Raw genomic sequence first — 18,267 nt, forward strand, 5'->3', positions numbered from 1 at the left:
TAAGCGGTGTCAAACAAGGATTCTCTGAGAGTCTTGGTGGTGGACGACATGTCGACCAGCCGGGGTATTCTTCAAAACACGCTTGAATCCTTTGGCATCCGGAATGTCTTTACCGAGGCGGACGCGAACGCCGGTCTGAATTTCATGCTTCGCACGCCGGTGCACCTTGTCATTTCCGATTACAACATGCCGGGAAAGAACGGGCTGGAATTCCTGAAGACCATCCGCACCAACAAGCAGACAGCACGCGTCGGCTTCATCCTCGTCTCCGGATCCAGCAGTCCCGACATCATCCGCGTCGGCCGCTCCTACGGCATGAACAACTTCCTGCCCAAGCCCTTCAACGCGGACTCGCTGCGCAAGACCGTCGAAGCGGTTGTCGGGAAACTATAAGAATGTCCAAGACCGCCACCGCCAGACGCGACCCTGTTTCCTACGGCCACTCTTCCGATTTCTGGCAAGGCGCCGCTCGCCTGCTGACCGATTGCCAGGCGCACTGCCTGCATATCCAGAACACGCTGTCGACCTATATCGCCGACCACTCAATCCTCTCGGTCGAGGAATCGCGTCACATCCAGAATGTCGACCGCCTGACGCAGACGCTTGGCGCCCTCGCCGACGTGATGCGCTCGGCCCACGCCGCCGGCCTTGAAGCGCCCGAAGGGCTCGAGCCGCTGGTCGAGGCCAGTACGCTTGCCGTGGTGCGCGACATGCTGCTCCATCCCGGCGAGCAGCCCGACATGCCGGACGAGGCCGACACCGTCACCCTTTTCTGACGCGCCCGCGCGTCTCCCCGCTTTTCCATTGAAGAAGGCCTACACGCGCGCCTGCCAGGCCGGCAGGGCGCGTTTTTTGTCTCAGAGAGGGTTGTGGGTGCCGCCGGCATCGCAAGGCGCGCCTTGGCCGCGTCCTGAGCCGGCACAGACCGGATGGAACGCCGCGCGGGGCCTCTAGAAGAGTTCGATATCGTCGCCCGGCACATGACGCGGCGGCGGCGGCGCGACCGGCACTTTCACGGCATCCGGCGCCAGCGCCACGAAGGCATGCTGCACCCGTCCCGTTGCCGGCCAGAAGCGCAGCTTGCGCGCCCGTGTGCCGCCGACGCATTGCGACACGACGGGGATGCCCTCCATCTGCAGGAATTTGAGCGCGAAGCTCGAATTGCGCTCGCCGATATCCGACAGGCCGGCAATCATCCGGGCACCGCCAAAGACCTTGGCCTCCATCCGGATGCGCGAGGCGCCCTGCTTCAACAGGTCGTTGATGAGCAGTTCCATCGAGTTCACGCCATAGGACAGGTTGGCAGTGTCTGCATTGCCCGTCTCAGGCAGCAGGAAATGGTTCATTCCGCCGACATGGACCGTCAGATCGTACAGACAGACCGCCACACAGGAGCCAAGCAGCGTGGTCAGCATGACACCCGGATCGCCCGACGTCGCGAACTCGCCCTGGATGATGTTGTGCCGGCTCGCCAGTATCGGCTGGGTGGGTTGCAGTGCGGTCATGCTGTGATCCATTCACCGGCGGCCTTCAAGGTCTCCGCGGCGATCATGTTGAGGGGAAGCTGGATATTCACCGCACCGATTTCGGCGGCAACACGCGGCATGCCATAGACGACACAGGTCGCTTCGGACTGGGCGATCGTATAGCCGCCCCGGTCGCGAATGGCTTTCAGGCCGTCAGCGCCGTCGCGCCCCATACCGGTAAGCAGCACGCCCACAGCCCGAGGCCCAAGCGCTGACGCTGTCATAAAAAGTCTGTCCACTGATGGACTATGCCCGCTCACAGGCGGCCCGTCGACAAGAAGGCAGGTCGGCTCGTGCTTGCCGGACACCTCCAGGTGCCGGTCGCCGCCCGGCGCAATATAGACGTGGCCGGGCCGCAACACGGTGCCATGCGTCGCTTCCCGGACGGTCGGCGCGCAATGATGGTTCAGGCGGGAGGCGAAACTCGCCGTGAACCCGGACGGCATGTGCTGCACGATCAGCGTTGGCGGACAGCTGGCCGGAAATGAACGCAGTATACGGAACAATGCATCCACACCACCCGTCGAGGCGCCGATGAACACAACCTTGTCGGCAGGATTGTAAGCCTCTCGCCGTACCGTTTTTTGCTCAGTATACTGTACATTTGCTGATGCGCGCGCGGCATTCTTGAGGATGGCGGGCAGCTCAAGGAAGGGATTGGGCGTGTCGCCGCCAACAGGCTTGCCGATGCAGTCCACAGCACCAATTGCCAGCGCGTCGATGGCTTTCTCGCTACCGGCTGCCGTCAGGCTCGATACCATGACAACCGGCATCGGGCGAAGCTGCATGATCTTTTTCAGGAACTCGACGCCCGACATACGCGGCATTTCCACGTCGAGCGTTATCACATCGGGATTGAGGCGCTTGATGGCCTCGCGCGCCTCGTAGGGGTCTCCAGCTTCTCCGATCACTTCGATTTCGGGATCCTGGCGAAGCACCGACTTCATGATCGCCCGAATGACCGGTGAATCATCTACAATGAGAACACGAACGGGCATGGATGCTACTCGATGAAGAGGGAAACGAGGCGTGCTGCGTTCCCGGGATGGAACGCAGCAGCGTCAGTCAGATTGATTTAAAAATCGTTCCAGTCCTCATCGTCCACTGATGTGTCCGGCTCGAATTTCAGAGCGCTCGTCCCCCGTGAAGCAGGCTTCGGAGCGGCGGCGGGTGCCTGGCTCAGCTGGGTCTCAGCGAAGGCCTTCACCCGTTGCTGCTGCTCGCTGACCGCATTGACCGGCTTCTTGGTAACGGTTGGTGCCGGCGCGGCCATGGCCGTCTGGCCAGCGCGGTTGAACCGGAAGCGGGCCACGAACTGCATCAGCTTCTCGGCATCCTGGGTCAGCGCATGGCTTGCCGCGGTCGACTCCTCGACCATCGCTGCGTTGGATTGCGTGACCTGGTCGAGCTGGTTGACCGCGGTGTTGATCTCCGCAACGCCCGTCGACTGTTCCTGCGCGGCCGCTGAAATCGAGGCGACGGATTCGCTGACTTTCGCGACAGCCTCTACGATTTCCTTCAGCACCTTGCCGGTCTGGCCGACATTCTCGACGCCGTCCGACACATGGCTCGAACTCTGCGTGATGAGGTCCTTGATCTTCTTGGCGGCTTCCGAAGACCGTTGGGCCAGAGCCCGCACTTCAGATGCGACAACCGCAAACCCGCGGCCTGCATCGCCAGCCCGGGCCGCCTCAACGCCGGCATTCAGCGCCAGGAGGTTGGTCTGGAAGGCGATCTCGTCGATGACGCCAATAATCTGGGCAATCTCATTGGACGAGGATTCGATGTTGCCCATGGCCGCCACGGCATCGTTGACGACCTTGTTGCTCGACTCCGCGCTGTTGCGGGCCGAGGAGACAAGATCGAAAGCCTGCTTGGCGCTCGACGCGGTGGAGGATACGCTCGAGGTGATCTGCTCCAGCGCGGCTGCTGTTTCTTCCAGCGTAGCCGCCTGGCTTTCGGTGCGGCGCGACAGGTCGTCGGCTGCATGGCTGATTTCCCGGGCGCTGTCACCGATCTGGTTGGAACTCAGCACGACCGAGCTCAGCACCTCTTCGAGGTTGATCATGGTCGAGTTGAAGTCGCGGCGCAGCTGCTCATATTTCGGATGGAAGTCATTCTCGATGCGGTAGGTCAGGTCGCCGCCGGACAGTGAGCCGAGCGCCTCGCCGAGCGCCTCAACCGTCTTTGCCGTTTCCTGGTCCATCAGGTCAGCTTCAGCGAGCTTCTCCTTGAACGTATCGAGCGTCTTCGCCATGTCGCCGATCTCATCCTGACGATCCGTATGCGGAATGGCGAGTTCGAACTTCTTGTTGGACACATCTTCCATGGCCTGGCGCACAGCTGTCAGCGGGCGCGTTACGCGGCGGGCCACCATGACCCCAAGCACGCCGAGCACCAGCGCCGTGATCCCTATCTGGATCATCATGTGATTGCCGACCGTTGCCGCCGGTGCGTTGATCTCAGCCTTGGTCTTGCTGGCGAGATAGGCCCAGCGCACACCTTCGAACTCGAAGGAATCGTAGGCTGTGAACGCGGCCCGCCCCGCAAGGTCGGGCGTCGCCATCACGCCGGACTGCCCGGCCAGCGCCTTGCGGACCGCTTCATTATCGACCCGGGTCGCCAGAATATCGTCCCCGCTGGTGAGCGGCGTGTCGTTGCGCATCAGAAAATCGCCGCCAACGATGACCGAAGAGCCGGTCTCACCGAGGTCTTCGGTGCGCGACACGAGTTCATTCATCCGGTCGATCGGCATCTGGTAGGCTAGCACGCCGATGAAGTTTCCGGCTTCATCGGTAATTGGCGTGGACAGGAAGCTGGCCGGGGCCCCATCGCTAGGCGCGTAAGGCTTGAAGTCGAGGAAAGCGAGATCACCACTCGACGCGTTTGAGCGCGCTTTGCTGAAGGCCTGTGACAGATCGGTCTCGGCCGCCGGCCCAGAAAGCGCATTCGATGCAAAATCAGCCTGCTTGGAAACCGAGTAGATGACGTTGCCACTACGGTCCATTAGCAGGATATCATAATAGCCCTTTTCTTCCAGAAGGCCCCGGAAGTAGGGGTGATAGTCGGCGTGGACGTCGCGATAGTTCACGGACTCGCCGGTTTCAGAGACCACAGTCGGCAATCCGGCGCCATCGCTCTCCGCGCTGGAATAGGCGCGCCGGAGGTCTTCGCCAGCACTCGCGCCGAGCCCGGCAAAGGCCTCGCTGAAACCGCCAATCGCTTCGCGGACGGTCGGGTTTTCGCTGTTTGCGCGAATATCGGCCTCGATCGATTCCAGCCACGCGCTGAGAGAATGCTCATGTGCTTTCAGGGTATGATGGAGCTGTTCCTTGGCTTGCTCACGGAACGTATTGTCAGCGCTCATATAGCCGAGCGCCGCCGTGATCGCGGCGGTCGAGACGCTGAAGGCGACAATCGTCATTGGAAGCGTTTGCGAGAGCTTCCGGTTAGCAAAGAGGTTCATTTTTGTGGCTCCACGAAACGGAATGTATTTTGATTTTGGCATGCCTGGTTCACGGACGTCCCGACTGCACATCCTGCGGAGACCGTTTCGTTTTCTGGAACCAGATTAGGTTTGATAGCCGACCGAACGGGGGAAATTGGAGTGCCTTCACCTGCCTGAACGCACGCGTTTCCAGCGCCCCTATCACCGGTAGTTGAACTGCCAAGAAAAATCGCGACTAACGGCGTTGCCGCCTTCCGACCTTCTTGTGCGCAGTTCGTGTACATGGTGACGTTTTGCCTCCCCCCGGGTTGGTTGTCCGACTAGTCAGGGCTGGTTAAAAACTTGTTCACAACCAGTGTCTTGTTGCAGTCGCCCGCCCCGTCACACCGGCGCTTCAGGCGCAAGAATCCCTCCGGCCCTTCACCAGCATGCCATCGTGCAGGAGAGCGCAAGAAAGAGAAATTTTCTGTAAGTGCTACAGAAGGAGCAGGCTTGCGGCGCAGCAGAAACGCGGCGACGAGGCGCTTCGCAGGGACGTTCGCCTAATCCGGCACGGCGTGTGCAAAAAAATGTGTTCGCACTGAAAAAATGGCGCGGCGTGCAGACGTCTCGCGCCCCTCGATGATTCGTGCAGCACGTCGTCCCTTCAGCTTCAATACGCCGCTTGCAGAACCAAGGCCAGAGTCTTGAAACCTTAAGGGTAATATATCTCTCTACCACTGGATGATCCGCTCCCGGGCGCGCGATGGTTCGAGCGGTGTTGGAGTCCCCACAGGCTAGCCAGTCCGGTCGGGGCGCAAGGCATGGCGGTGCTGCCTGGTGGCTGGCCCCGGATGGAGCCTGCGCCGGTCCGTATTCCGGTTGGCTTGGTCATCAGACTGGAATCATACCGCGGCGATACTGGAATCGGACTCTTTTCGTACTGCGGCTGGACCTGCCTTTGCCGGTCTCAAGCCAATCCGCCGAAGAAGGCCGGGACGTCAGCGCCATCCCGAGGCAAATCCGTTTCAGAGCAAGGGCCAAACCCTATGAGCCCGCTGCCTGTATTTCTGCCGCGAATGCAGGCACCGCCGCCCCCTGACACTTCGTCCATGCGGCGCAGCCGTTGCAAATGGTTCGGGGAGCCTCTTTATTCAAAGGCGTGCGCACAAGGACCAGCGATGATCAAGAATCCGTTCGCCGACTATCCCGGCTACCTGCTCAGGCATGCCAGTAACGCCAACCTCAATGCGATTTACGACCGGCTGCGTCCCCTGGACCTGCGCCTGGCGGAAGCGTCAGTCCTGCTGCTGATACAGGCTAATCCGGGTGTCACGCAGAGCGAAGCCTGTCAGACGCTCGGCATCGCCCGCGCCAATATGGCGCCGCTGGTCAGCCGGCTCGAAAGCAAGGACTTGGTCAGCCGCACACCGGTCGATGGCCGCTCCTACGGGCTCACTGTGTCACCTCAGGGCAAGGAAGTCGCCAAACGCGCGGACGCCGAATTGAAAGCGCACGAGAAAGAGCTGCTCGACGCCGTCCCGAAGGAGCTGAGGCAGTCATTTGTCGAGGCCCTCAGCTATATCGCCGCGTTCAACGCCGCCGAGCAGACTGAGTAGCGCGGACATATCCGAAGGCTAATTTGTAGCGACCGGTTCAGGCGCTAGGCCGTCTCGTCGGCGATCTTCTCATGCAGCCAGGCCGCGTGGCGAGGCGCCTTTTTTGTGCGCGACCATTCCTCGAGCATGTCATGGGCGACCGATTTCAGCTGCGCCATCTGGTCCGGCGTGCCGATGTCGCAGGCGAGCTCCAGGCGGTGGCCGTTGGGATCGAAGAAATAGATCGACTTGAAGATTCCGTGATGGGTCGGGCCGACAACGTCGAGCCCCATCTCCTCGGCCCGCGCCTTGGCATTCATGAGGTCGTCCATCGTGGCGACCTTGAAGGCGATGTGCTGGACCCATTCCGGCGTGTTGCGGTCACGGTCCATCTCCGGCTTTGTCGGCAGCTCGAAGAAGGCGAGCACATTGCCATTCCCGGCATCGAGAAAGACGTGCATGTACGGGTCCGGCGCACCGGTCGAGGGAACCTTGTCTTCGGCAATAGCGAGCTGGAAGTCCATGCCAAGTACCTTGTTGTAGAACTCGACCGTCTCCTTGGCATCCTTGCAGCGATAGGCGACGTGGTGGACGCCTTGAAGGTTCGGGATCGTTGCGGTGGTCATTTGAACGTATCCTCCGTTTTTTCTTTCTGGAGAGCTTTTGACGGGAACAGAAGGTTCCCGACAAACGCTCCGAGCCCGCCGCCTGCCGCGCCTGATGCCGTGGCTGCCGCGATAGCCGCACCGCCCTCCAGATCCAAAAATACGCGGTTGATCGCGATGCCCGCCGAAATGCCAAGGATAAGGCATATTCGGGCACCCCAGCTCTGCTGCGGTCGTTCCGTGCTCAATTTATGCGTCCTCTTCCACCTTCAGCGCGCCGCGCTTGATCTGGTCACGTTCCATGCTTTCGAACAAGGCCTTGAAGTTGCCTTCGCCGAAGCCCTGCTTGTAGTCGCCCTTGCGCTGGATAAACTCGAAGAAGACCGGGCCAATCTGCGGTTCTGCGAAGATTTGGAAGAGGAGGCGCGGTTCGCCGCCTTCGGTCGTGCCGTCGAGCAGGAGGCCGCGCGTGCGGAGCGCATTCTCGTCCTCGCCATGACCCGGCAGGCGCTCGTTCAGCATTTCGTAATAGGTGTCCGGTGGCGGCGTCATCATGGGCACGCCGCGCGCTTTCAGCTTGTCATAGGCGGCAACGAGGTCGTCACAGATCAGCGCGATGTGCTGAATGCCTTCGCCATTATACTCACGCAGGAATTCCTCGATCTGCCCTTTACCGCCTTCGGCTTCTTCGTTGAGCGGGATACGGATCTTGCCGTCAGGCGCTGTGAGTGCCTGGGAGGTCAGGCCGGTATACTCACCCTTGATATCGAAATAGCGGATCTCACGGAAATTGAAGAGCTTCTCATAGAAGTCCGCCCAGTACTTCATCCGGCCCTTGTAGACATTATGCGTCAGGTGATCGACGAGCTTGAAGCCACAGCCTTCGGGGAATTTCTCGACGCCCGGCAGGTATTCGAAATCGATGTCATAGATGGAGAGGCCGCCCTCGCCATCATCGTAGCGGTCGATGAGATAAATGAGCGAATGGCCGATGCCGCGGATCGCTGGAAGCTTAAGCTCCATCGGGCCGGCTGGCACATCGCAAGGCTCGGCATCATTCGCGAGGAGATGATCATAGGCCGCCTTCGCGTCGCGCACGCGGAAACCCATCCCGCAGGCGCTGGCGCCATGCTCCTTGGCGAAATAGTAGGCCGGCGAGCCCTTCTCGTAATTGGTGATCAGGTTGATGCCGCCCTGACGCCAAAGCTCGACATCCTTGGAGCGGTGGCGGGCGACCTTCGTGAAGCCCATCGCTTCGAAAACCGGTTCCAGCTGGCCCTTCTCAGGCGCAGAAAACTCGATGAATTCAAAGCCGTCCAGACCGGCCGGATTTTCAAACAGGTCCGCCATGTGCTTAATCCTCCTGTGAATGACCCGACTCATAATAGTTGCATTTGCAACTAAATCAAGTTCCGGAGCGTGGAGACAGCATGACGAAATCGGCCGACCATCCGCAGGAGACCCTCAGACTCGATGGATTCCTGCCCTACCGGCTGTCGGTGCTGTCGAATGCCGTCTCACGCAAGATCGCCGACATGTATGAGCGCGAGTTCGATATATCGATCTGGCAATGGCGCATCATCGCCGTGCTCGGCGAAAGCGACGGGCTGACCTCAACTGAGGTGGCCAATCGTACCCTGATGGACAAGCCCGCCGTCAGCCGGGCCGCCGCCAGCCTGACAGAGCGCAACATCATCTCGCGCAAGTCCGACGATGCCGACCGGCGCAAGGCCGAGTTGCGCCTGACTGACAAGGGCCGCGAAATCTATGCAGCGATCAAGCCCCGTGCCCTGGCCTATGAGCGCGAGCTGCTGGCGTCCCTGTCACCCGAAGAATCCCGCATGCTTCACGGCTTGCTAACCCGGCTTTCGCACATTGCCTCACCGGACCGGAACCTCTGGTCCGAGACAGGCGAATAACGCGATTGGCATAAGCCAGGGGACCGATAGCCATGCAGGCCGCGCTCGACATCTATTTCGACAGTATCCGCAGCAAGCGCCCGGAATTCGAGCCGGCCATCGCTGTGTGGCGCGACGTCCTGCAGCCGCAGCTGGAGCGCATGGAGGAAGAGCGCAAGGCGGTGATCGGCAAGGCCATCAAGCGGACGGCCATCGTCGGCTCGATTGCGCTGCTGTCGGTCATCGCGCTGACCTGGGTACTCGGCTTCCAGGTCATGTTCCCGTTCGGCATCTTTGCCGGGATCGTCCTGACCGTACTGGCTTCTGCTGCCGTCTGGATTCCCGTTTTCTCGATGAAGTCCCAGACCAAGCAGCTCGTCGTTGGCGCTGCCTGCGAATGCTTCGGCTTCAACTATGACACCATGCATCCTGACCTTAGCGGAATTTCCGGCTTCTCGAGCCTCGGCAACTGGGTGAAATCGCAGGCGGGCAACCTCAAGGAATTGAACGAACCGCCGACACCAGCCTTCGAGCGGCTGAAAGCCTATGCCCTGCTGCCATCCTATGACAGCCGCAAATTCGAGGACCTGATATCGGGCACGCGGGCCGAAGCCGACTTCACCATGGTCGAGTGCAAGCTCACCGAACAGCAGGGATCGGGCAAGAACCGCCGCACTGTCACCAAGTTCCAGGGGCTTCTTTTCAATATCGACTATCCCGAACCCTTCCTCGGCCGGACAATCATCGCCCGTGACAAGTGGTGGAAGCGCGGCAAGGGAGCCAGTGACCTGCAGCGGGTCGACCTCGTCTCCAAGGAGCTTGAGGACGCCTTCACCGTTCACTCGACCGACCAGGTCGAAGCGCGGACCCTTCTGACGCCCGACCGGATGGAGCGTTTGATCGCGCTGGAGCGCCATTTCCAGGGCGGCAAGCTGCGCGGCATTTTCGAAGACGGGCACATGACGATCGCGCTTGAGGCTGGAAACCAGTTCGAGGCGGGCTCGATCTTCAAGCCGCTGGTCGACCCCGACCGGTTCATCCAGACCCTGACCGAAATCGGGCTGGTCTGCGACATGATCGACGGCTTCCTGACCCGAGAGTGGTACAAGGACCGGATCTAGGCAGCACCTTGGCGGCCAATACGCCTGCAAAATCGCCCGTCTGTTGCCATCATTGCCAATCCGGCACGCCCGACACGCCCACTCGATCGATGCAGGAACGGCCGATCCATAAAATTTCACCGATCGGCGAAACCCGATATTGAGCCTGTTCTGGCATGAAGCGGGGACGCAACCTCAGGCAGGTCCTCACCGCATGGCCGATGGGCTTCAACAACTTGGCATCCCGGCGACACCGGAGCGAACCGAAGATATCGGCGGCGCGGTGTCGACCCCCGTCCTTACGAGCCGGGCAAGCCTCAGCGACGCAGCCGAGCGCATCCGGCCACGAAACCGGACGATCAACCGCCCGATGATGCGCGAGGCCTTGAAGCTGGCTGATATCGCCGTCGCGGCCATCGTCTCCTTCCTGTTCCTGAATGCCGGTGGATACAGCTTGCTGCAGTCATCCGTCGCCGCCGTGCTGCCTTTCGTCTTCATCCCGGTCGTGATGAGCTGGGGCCTTCGAAGGGCGGATGCCTACAATCTCTCCTTCGCCCGGCCGGTCTCTCAGATGCTCCTGCGCAGCAGCATAGGCTCAGGCCTCGCCCTGGCCGGTCTGGTCGTCGTTGTTTCGCTGCTCTATCCGGCGCGCCATACCAGTATCGTACTTGGTGCAGCCTGCCTCGCTTTCACCTTCGCCGTCGCCGTGCATGCGCATGTCATCATCCTGTTCAAAGTGCTGACACGCAATGGCGTCCTGTCGGAGAACGTCGTGCTCGTCGGCGCAACGCCCAATGCCCGGCGGCTCCTCCAGCGCAACAGTGAATCGCGCGAGCTCAATATTGTCGGCGTGTTCGACGACCGCCTGTCGCGCGCGCCCATTGCCATGGGCGGCGTTCCCGTCGTCGGCCGGCTCGATGACCTGATGAACTGGGACCGCCTTCCCGATATCGACCGCATCATCGTCACCGTGACCTCGGACGCCCGGGTCCGCGTGCGCCAGTTGGTCGACCGGCTCCGTGTCCTGCCGCAGCGCGTTGTCCTGCTGCTGGACCTTGAAGGATTCGACCCGGAATCGGAATCGCTTGCTCGCATCGCCCGCTCGCCAGCCGCCTACATGTCCGGCGCTCCGGACAATCTGCGCCGCGTGGTCATCAAGCGTGCGGCGGACATTCTGTTCGGGTCGCTGTTGCTTGTCCTGTTCAGCCCGATCCTGCTCGCGACGGCGATCGCGGTAAAGCTCGACAGCCCTGGCCCCGTCTTCTTCCGGCAGAAGCGTCATGGCTTCAACAACCAGATCATCCGCGTGTGGAAGTTCCGGTCCATGCGGCACGACCCTGAGGCCGAGAACCGGATGGGCCAGCAGACGGTTCATCGCGACCCCCGCGTCACCCGCGTCGGCAAGTTCATTCGCATGACGTCCATCGACGAGCTGCCGCAACTGCTCAACGTCCTGAGCGGGGAGATGTCGCTCGTCGGCCCGCGCCCGCACGCGATCGGCATGACCACCGAAGACGCAGAAGTACAGGGCCTGGTGAGCGACTACGCCCACCGTCACCGCGTGAAACCCGGCATTACCGGCTGGGCTCAGATCAATGGCTCAAGGGGCCCTGTTCACTCGCGCGAGGAAGTTCGCGAACGCGTCCGGCTGGATATGGAATACGTGAACCGCGCCTCTTTCTGGTTCGACCTCTTCATCATGCTCGCCACAGCACCATGCCTGCTGGGTGACTGGCGGCGGCAGCGATAGGACACATGAAGAAGATGCCGGACTCTGCCTATCCGTCGGAGAGCGAACCACTCACCTATTCCATCGACCGCACTGAAGCTGGCGAAGCAATCTTGTCGAACCAGGTCATGTGTGACACTGCGATTACGATCTGTGTGCCCTGCTATCGCGACCATGCCGCCCCACTCCTGTCGGGCCTGTCGCGCCTTGCCGAAGCGCCGCAAACGGGGTTGCTGCTATTCGATGACGGGTCTGGCGATGAGACGCTGACCAAGCAGCTGGCCGGCCACATCATGAAGTATCCCGGGCCAGCCCGCCTGATCACGGCGCCGCAGAACGCAGGGCGCGCGCATGCACGCAACCGTCTGGTTGCGATGGCCGAGAGCGACTGGATCCTGCTTGTCGATGCGGACATGCGACCCGACACGGACCTGTTTCTCAGCCGCTACATGAAGTCGATCGAGCAGGCAGATGGTCCGGCGCTGATCGCTGGCGGTTTCACGCTGCGCCAGGTCACACCTACCAAGAAAACCCGGCTGCATGCGGCCCAGTCTGCTCTGTCGGAATGCCTGTCGGCCGAAGCCCGTTCCGAGGAGCCGGGACGGTATGTCTTCACATCCAATATCCTCGTCCACAAGCAGATCCTCGAAACCGTCAGATTTGATGACGGCTTCAGCGGCTGGGGCTGGGAGGATGTCGACTGGGGCCTGCGGGTGGCAGAAACGTATCCCGTCCGGCATATCGAGAACACGGCCACGCATCTCGGCCTCGACGATACCGAAACCCTTCTGGCGAAATTCGGCGGCTCCGGAGCAAACTTTGCACGGCTGGCCGAGCGTCATCCGGACGCTGTCCGGCAGATGCAGCTCTGGAAAATAGCCCGGTTGTCGCAACGTCTGCCCTTCAAGGCCACATGGACGGGTCTTTGCCGGTCCGTGGCGAAAACGGAATGGTTGCCGATCAGCCTGCGCCTGCCTGCGCTGAAGCTGTACCGGGCCTTCCGCTATGGCGAGCATCTTGCATAGGCATCGCTAAAAAAATCGGGGGGACGAACCATGAAACCATACCAGCCAGACCGCTCACTACCGGCCAAAATCGCTCGGCGCATGACGCGCTGGTCGGTTGCCCATCCTTTGCCGGCGACGCCAGAGCACACCAAAATCTGCTTCACCTTTGATGATTTTCCAAAATCTGCTGCCGATACAGGCGCCGAAATTCTCGATGAAGTTGGCGCCAGGGGTTGTTTCTATGCCTGCACCGGCATGGTCGGCACGAAGAACCAGACCGGCGAACTGTTCGATGCGCATGATCTTCGCCGCCTGGCTGCCGCCGGGCACGAAATCGGCGCCCATACCGAAACACACCTTGATTGCGCGCGGACCGGCACCGCCGAAGTGCTCGCCGATATCGATACCAATATCGCCAGGCTGGCAGCGCTTGGGCATACCCTGCCCGTCACGCAGTTCGCCTGGCCCTATGGCGAAACCCGCGCCTCGCTGAAGCCGAAGCTTACCTCGCGCTTCATGGCCGCCCGCGGCGTGCTACCTGGCGCCAATGTGCAGGGCAGCGACCTTATGCAACTGTCGGCCTATGAGCTGGACGAAACCGAATCCAGCATCGCACGCGCCGCTGACGCCATCGAAAAGGCTGCCGCCTCACCGGCCCTGCTCTTCATTTTCACACATGACGTTCGCGAGAAGCACAGCGCATGGGGCACCACGCCGGCTCATCTGCGGCGTCTGGTGCGGCTTGCGCGCGACACTGGCGCGGAAATCGTCACGCCGTCTGTGGCGCTTGCCTCCATCCGCGCTAAGGAGGTCGCATGACCGCTGAAACCGTCACCGTCGTTGTTCCGACCTTCAATCGTCCCGAGAGCCTTCACCGCGCTGTCGAAAGCCTGTTCTGGCAGAGCATGCGCAAGGACGGCTTCAAGGTCCTGATCGTCGATAACTCGCGCGAAGCGACGGCCCGGTTTGCCTATGACGCACTGGAGGCGCGAGCACCTGAAGCGATCGCGCTGACCTATCTTCATGCGCCGGAGCCCGGTGTCGCCAATGCTCGCAACGCCGCCATGGACGCGCTGACCACACCGCTTGCCGCCTTCCTTGATGACGACCAGACCGCCCCGATCCATTGGCTTGAAAAGCTTCTGGAAGCCCATGAGCGGTTCGGCGCGGCCGTTACCTTTGGCCCGGTCCTGACGGCGCTGCCCGACTACATCACCGAGCACCGCGCCTATTTCGAGCACTTCTTCGCCCGCGACCCCGGCCATCGCGATGGCTACATCCACAAGCCATGGGGCTGCGGAAACGCATTGCTCGACACCCGCCAGATCCCGGGCACCAAGCCCTGGTTTGACGCTCGAATGAATGAGGTAGGCGGTGAGGATGACGTCCTGTTTGCCCGCATAGCGGAAGCGGGTGGCAAGTTTGCCTGGGCCGCCAGCGCAGGCGTCAACGAACATCCGCTGCCCCAGCGCATCAGCCTCTCCTATACCCTCCGCCGGGCTTTCGCCTACGGTCAGGGCCCCTGCACGCTCGCGCGCAAGGCCAGCCCGCCGCGCATTGGCAGCCTCCTCATGTGGATGGGGATCGGTGCCGGCAAGTTCGTCCTGCACGGCTCGGCCTGGCTCGGCCTTTGGGTAGCTCGCCAGCCGCGGCGTGCCTTCCAGCTGGATGAAGCGATCCGCGGTCTCGGCAAGGTGTTCTTCTGGAAGAAGATGCGCTTTTACGGCGCATCGACCGTTCGCCAGGCCGCAAGACCCGACGACGAAACCCAGGCCTCACATGCCGGCACGCCGGGCGGCGGGGCCATTGCGGCCAACCACTGAAGGTCTCGGCGGCTGCGACTGACGGCTTCGAGCAGGCGCTGACACGCTGAGCGCAACTTTGGACGCCACAGATACAAGCGTCACCCAGACGATCGTGTTCTGCTGAAGGGCGATGCTCTCAGACAGGCTGAACAGCAGGAACTGGCCCGCGACACCGAGCGCAAAAAGGCCGGTCCAGTCTCTCACGGCCAGTCGGGCAGCCCGGAACACAAAAAGCAGATAACTCATGATGAGCCCGGCCAGGCCAACAAGGCCGATCGAGAGGGCAGTCTCCAGCCACCCATTGTGCGCGGTGGGAACGGCCCATTCGGTCGCCAGCCGCACCATGTAGGCAGGCTGCGAATCCACGCCCCAGAACGCGCCATAGCCATAGCCGAGCCATGGCCGCGCGGCGATGGCATCCATCAAAGCGGTCCAGATATCCGTTCGCCCTGTCAGCGTCGCGTCCCGGCCGAGCAGTTGAAAGACAAATTCCGGAGCAAGGACGAGCGCCATGGCCGCGCCGGCGACAAGAACAACGCCCGCCCACAGCATGGACAGGGTCGACACAACGCCGCGACGCATCCATGCGCCAGCGACCAGGACACCGATGCCGAACAACAGGCCGATCAGCGCGGTCTTCGATGTCGATAGCAGGACGAGCGCCACGCACATGACCAGGGCCGCCGCCCACAGCTTGCGCCACGGGCGGTCCATCAGGAGCAGGAAGGCCATGAGGAAACTCGCGCGCGCCATGTGTCCGCCGAGCGCATTCTTTTCCCACCACATGCCGCGCCATGCACCCGTGTGGACGTCCTGCATCACGGCAAAACCTGGCGCAACGATGCCGGAGACGATTGATACGACCGCCATGAACAGCCAGACCGCACCGAACAGACGCAACATGGTGCGCCAGTCATAGCGCATTGCCATGAACAGCCCGCCGAGCGTCGTCGCGACAATTGCGATGGCCCGGCGCTCGGTGACCGCGGAGTCGATTGACCAGCTCCACGAAGCACAGGCCAGGACCAGGATGAAGACCAGGAACGGTATCCGGAGCAGCGCCGAGAAGAACCGCATCGGCATGCTCGCACAGCCAAGCAGGATAAAACCGTAGACCGGCAGCCAAAGCATCCGCAGCAGCGTGCTTTCAGGATCGGTCTCGCTTGCGAAGAGGCGCGGCAGGAGGCCCTCCGTGAACATCACCAGGCAGAGGAAGACAACCGCGTACTCAGAAAAGCGGAAGAAGGTTTCCAGCGGCGTTCTAGCCGGCGAGGCGGTCTGCGAAACGCGCATCGCTTCCCATCCTGTTCAGCACCAGTCCTGCAACGCGCCCGCCACTGGCAGCAATCTCGTCGCGCAGCGCAGCGACTTCCTGGGGGCCTGTAGAATCGGCGCGAACGACAATGAACACGCCGTCGGCCTCGGAAACAAAAGACAGGCCGGCAGATGAGCGGGTAACGGCCGGTGCGTCGATCACGACCCAGTCGGCGGCCTGGCGCACCCGCGACCACCATTCAGGCTGCGACTTCAGGCGCACGCGCTGTCCATGGCCCAGCAATTCGTTGCGAAACCGCGAGACCAGCAGCCGCGTGCGATCGATCTCATGAACACTCAGCAGCTTGTTGGCCACGTCGGCGCCGCTCTGCCCCTTCACGGGAGAGGAAACGGTGTAGATCGGCTCCGTCCTGAGCGAGGCATCATAAGCGCGTCCCGGCCGTCCGACGCCGCGCGCAAAGCCATCCTCGAAGGCGGCAAAGGCCGCGTTCCGGCGCAGGTCGAGGTCGAGGAGCCAGGCCGATTTCTGGGCTTTGCGAGCGGCCAGCAGCGCAAATGAGGCGGCGACACTGCTGGTGCCCTCACCCTCGCGCGCGGCAATGAACATGACGCAGCATCCGCCACTGCCTGACGACAGCCTGGACGCGGCGTGCCAAACGCCGTCTATCTGATCCCGTAAATCCCGCATCGGCCCACAATCTGATGGAAATTCGGGCTTACATGGGTCTGGTTAACGCTTTTCTTAACCAAGCCCACTCAAACGCGGCCAACCGCTCCGACAACCGGAACGCCGATGGTCCGCTCGAGCGAGCGCGCGGTCGCAAAGCCATCACGCGTCAATGCCCGCAGAAGGCCGGCCATGAGCGCGGTGAATCCGGCAAACAGGAAAGCGAGCGCCGCGATGGGCAGCTTCAGGCTCGAGCCCTGGATTGGCACGCGGGCAGGCTCGAGGACACGCACGCTATCGGCTGACTGGTTGGAGATTTCGGCGAGCGCGCGTTCCTCGATTTCACGCGCCGAGAAGTTCTGCACATTCGCCTCCATGAGCGCCTTGCGTCGCTGCAGCTCCTGCCATTCAGGCTGCAATTCATTGAGGCGCTGAAGCCGGGCTTCGATGCTGTTGAGCTGGCGTTCGAGTTCTGCCCGCTGCAGGGCCAGCGACTGGGCTTCGGCTTCGAGGTTGGCCGCTGCCTGCTCGATCTGCTGGTAGACGGGGTTTGGCCCGCGACGCGTCGTTCCAGACAGGCCATCCCGCGAGTTCAGATAATCTCGCAGCTGGTCGATGCGGGTATCGATCGCCTGAACGGCGCGCGAGTCTTCAGTGTAGCGGGACAGAAGCTCCTCACGCTCCATGCGAAGCTCGCTGAGGCGCTGGGCGGAATTGTCCTCGACATAGAGGTCCTGCTGCGGCTCCATGGTGGCAAGCTGCTGGTTATTGATATCAAGCTGCCCCTCAACAGCGCTCGCGCGGGACTTGTTGGTCAGGAGTTCGCCGGAAATGGTCGCAAACAGCTGCTGGGCCGTCTGGCGCTCGCTTTCGAAGTCACCGATCTGGTTGCGCCTCAGAAAGGCGCGGATCTCGCTCTCGACATTGAGCAGCTCGCCTTCGAACTTCTTGCGCTGGTCACGCAGCGAGTCCGATCCGCCGACCGAGAAGACTTCGCTGCGATAGTCGAGATAGGCGCCGATCATCGCATTCAGAAGCTCGGCTGAGAGCTGGGCATCCTCGTGCGACAGCGCGGTTCCGATCACCGGGGTCTTCGGCGCAGACCCGGCCTCAAAGGATTTGCGAAGCGCCGCCACGCCCTTCTGGAACGTCTGTTCAGCGATAGCCTCCCGGCGAGAGTCCGGCGCCTCAGCGATTTGCTTTTCCATCGCTTCGACAAGGTCCGGAAACACGCGCGACAGCGGAAAGCGTGCCAGCGCGCGCTCGGCAACGACTGGGCTGCGCAAGATCTCGATTTCCGCCTGGATCAGCTGCTCCTGTTCCGGAGTGGCGCCAGCGCCTTCGGTTCCGACCTTCGGCCGGTAGACGCTCTCCTCGCCAAGACGGACATAGAGCCGCGACTGGGCTTCATACTTGGTAGGCATCTGCATGGCCGCCACAAGGCCCAGCACAAAGATCGGGAGGAAAATCACCAGCATCAGCCACTTGGCCCGCCACAGCTGCAGGACAAGCTCGGCCGCACCCATCCAGGGGCGCCGGCGCACGACGCCGACCTCGGAACGGCTGTCGCCGCCCGGACCCCAGTCTTGCGATGCTGCCATGCGTGTCAAAGCCCCACTGTTATGGTTAG

17 protein-coding genes are annotated in these 18,267 nt (G+C 61.9%); 9 read left to right on the forward strand and 8 right to left on the reverse strand.

What is annotated here, in order from left to right:
* Nucleotides 1–6 precede the first annotated feature (6 nt).
* Together D1227_RS11865 and D1227_RS11870 are read left to right on the forward strand one after the other, a co-directional pair.
* Nucleotides 7–393 carry a response regulator gene (locus tag D1227_RS11865; protein ID WP_119404822.1) on the forward strand — a complete coding sequence of 129 codons (387 nt, stop codon included), beginning with the start codon at nt 7–9 and terminating at the stop codon, nt 391–393.
* Between the two features lie 2 nt (nt 394–395).
* Nucleotides 396–776 (forward strand): hypothetical protein, encoded by a 381-nt coding sequence (locus tag D1227_RS11870; protein ID WP_119404823.1) that lies wholly within the window; start codon nt 396–398, stop codon nt 774–776.
* Nucleotides 777–950: 174 nt separating this feature from the next.
* On the opposite strand, the gene D1227_RS11875 is transcribed toward D1227_RS11870, so the two are convergent.
* From D1227_RS11875 to D1227_RS11885, 3 genes are all read right to left on the reverse strand, one after another.
* Nucleotides 951–1,505, reverse strand: a complete 555-nt coding sequence (locus D1227_RS11875; RefSeq protein ID WP_119404933.1) for a chemotaxis protein CheD — start codon at nt 1,503–1,505, stop codon at nt 951–953.
* Entirely contained in the window at nt 1,502–2,524 is a 1,023-nt protein-coding gene (locus tag D1227_RS11880; protein WP_119404824.1) for a protein-glutamate methylesterase/protein-glutamine glutaminase, read from the reverse strand. The genes D1227_RS11875 and D1227_RS11880 overlap by 4 nt, the downstream gene beginning before the upstream one ends.
* A gap of 77 nt (nt 2,525–2,601) precedes the next feature.
* Entirely contained in the window at nt 2,602–4,992 is a 2,391-nt protein-coding gene (locus tag D1227_RS11885) for a methyl-accepting chemotaxis protein (protein WP_158586639.1), read from the reverse strand.
* A gap of 1,142 nt (nt 4,993–6,134) precedes the next feature.
* Here D1227_RS11885 and D1227_RS19940 point away from each other — a divergent pair.
* Complete coding sequence (locus tag D1227_RS19940) at nt 6,135–6,572, forward strand: MarR family winged helix-turn-helix transcriptional regulator (RefSeq protein WP_158586640.1); 438 nt, start codon at nt 6,135–6,137, stop codon at nt 6,570–6,572.
* Between the two features lie 44 nt (nt 6,573–6,616).
* Here D1227_RS19940 and D1227_RS11895 read toward each other — a convergent pair whose 3' ends face one another.
* Together D1227_RS11895 and hppD are read right to left on the reverse strand one after the other, a co-directional pair.
* Nucleotides 6,617–7,177 carry a VOC family protein gene (locus tag D1227_RS11895; RefSeq protein WP_119404827.1) on the reverse strand — a complete coding sequence of 187 codons (561 nt, stop codon included), beginning with the start codon at nt 7,175–7,177 and terminating at the stop codon, nt 6,617–6,619.
* Between the two features lie 228 nt (nt 7,178–7,405).
* Nucleotides 7,406–8,506, reverse strand: a complete 1,101-nt coding sequence (gene hppD / locus D1227_RS11905; protein WP_119404829.1) for a 4-hydroxyphenylpyruvate dioxygenase — start codon at nt 8,504–8,506, stop codon at nt 7,406–7,408.
* Between the two features lie 80 nt (nt 8,507–8,586).
* Here hppD and D1227_RS11910 point away from each other — a divergent pair, with 80 nt between their 5' ends.
* The 6 genes from D1227_RS11910 to D1227_RS11935 all read left to right on the forward strand — a co-directional run bounded on the left by D1227_RS11910 (nt 8,587) and on the right by D1227_RS11935 (nt 14,713).
* Nucleotides 8,587–9,075, forward strand: coding sequence for a MarR family winged helix-turn-helix transcriptional regulator (locus D1227_RS11910; RefSeq protein WP_119374889.1), 489 nt, complete (start codon nt 8,587–8,589; stop codon nt 9,073–9,075).
* Between the two features lie 32 nt (nt 9,076–9,107).
* Complete coding sequence (locus D1227_RS11915; RefSeq protein WP_119404830.1) at nt 9,108–10,175, forward strand: DUF3137 domain-containing protein; 1,068 nt, start codon at nt 9,108–9,110, stop codon at nt 10,173–10,175.
* A 193-nt stretch (nt 10,176–10,368) separates the two neighbouring features.
* Nucleotides 10,369–11,904: an exopolysaccharide biosynthesis polyprenyl glycosylphosphotransferase gene (locus D1227_RS11920; RefSeq protein ID WP_119404831.1), complete on the forward strand. Its 1,536-nt coding sequence runs from the start codon at nt 10,369–10,371 to the stop codon at nt 11,902–11,904.
* A gap of 5 nt (nt 11,905–11,909) precedes the next feature.
* Entirely contained in the window at nt 11,910–12,908 is a 999-nt protein-coding gene (locus D1227_RS11925) for a glycosyltransferase family 2 protein (RefSeq protein ID WP_119404832.1), read from the forward strand.
* Nucleotides 12,909–12,938: 30 nt separating this feature from the next.
* Nucleotides 12,939–13,709 (forward strand): polysaccharide deacetylase family protein, encoded by a 771-nt coding sequence (locus D1227_RS11930; protein ID WP_119374885.1) that lies wholly within the window; start codon nt 12,939–12,941, stop codon nt 13,707–13,709.
* On the forward strand, nt 13,706–14,713 hold the full coding sequence (locus D1227_RS11935; RefSeq protein ID WP_119404833.1) for a glycosyltransferase family 2 protein: 1,008 nt from the start codon (nt 13,706–13,708) through the stop codon (nt 14,711–14,713). The genes D1227_RS11930 and D1227_RS11935 overlap by 4 nt, the downstream gene beginning before the upstream one ends.
* Here the strand turns inward: D1227_RS11935 and D1227_RS11940 are convergent.
* The 3 genes from D1227_RS11940 to D1227_RS11950 all read right to left on the reverse strand — a co-directional run bounded on the left by D1227_RS11940 (nt 14,666) and on the right by D1227_RS11950 (nt 18,238).
* A complete protein-coding gene (locus D1227_RS11940) occupies nt 14,666–15,988 on the reverse strand; it encodes an O-antigen ligase family protein (protein WP_119404834.1) in 1,323 nt (440 codons plus the stop codon). The two genes, D1227_RS11935 and D1227_RS11940, sit on opposite strands and share 48 nt — an antisense overlap.
* Nucleotides 15,957–16,577, reverse strand: a complete 621-nt coding sequence (locus tag D1227_RS11945) for a P-loop NTPase family protein (protein WP_233350163.1) — start codon at nt 16,575–16,577, stop codon at nt 15,957–15,959. Before D1227_RS11945 ends, D1227_RS11940 begins: the two co-directional genes overlap by 32 nt.
* 149 nt (nt 16,578–16,726) lie before the next feature.
* Nucleotides 16,727–18,238: a GumC family protein gene (locus D1227_RS11950; protein ID WP_158586641.1), complete on the reverse strand. Its 1,512-nt coding sequence runs from the start codon at nt 18,236–18,238 to the stop codon at nt 16,727–16,729.
* Nucleotides 18,239–18,267: the final 29 nt, after the last annotated feature.

Origin of the sequence: Henriciella mobilis (assembly GCF_003576315.1) — a bacterium.
GTDB classification, from domain to species: domain Bacteria; phylum Pseudomonadota; class Alphaproteobacteria; order Caulobacterales; family Hyphomonadaceae; genus Henriciella; species Henriciella mobilis.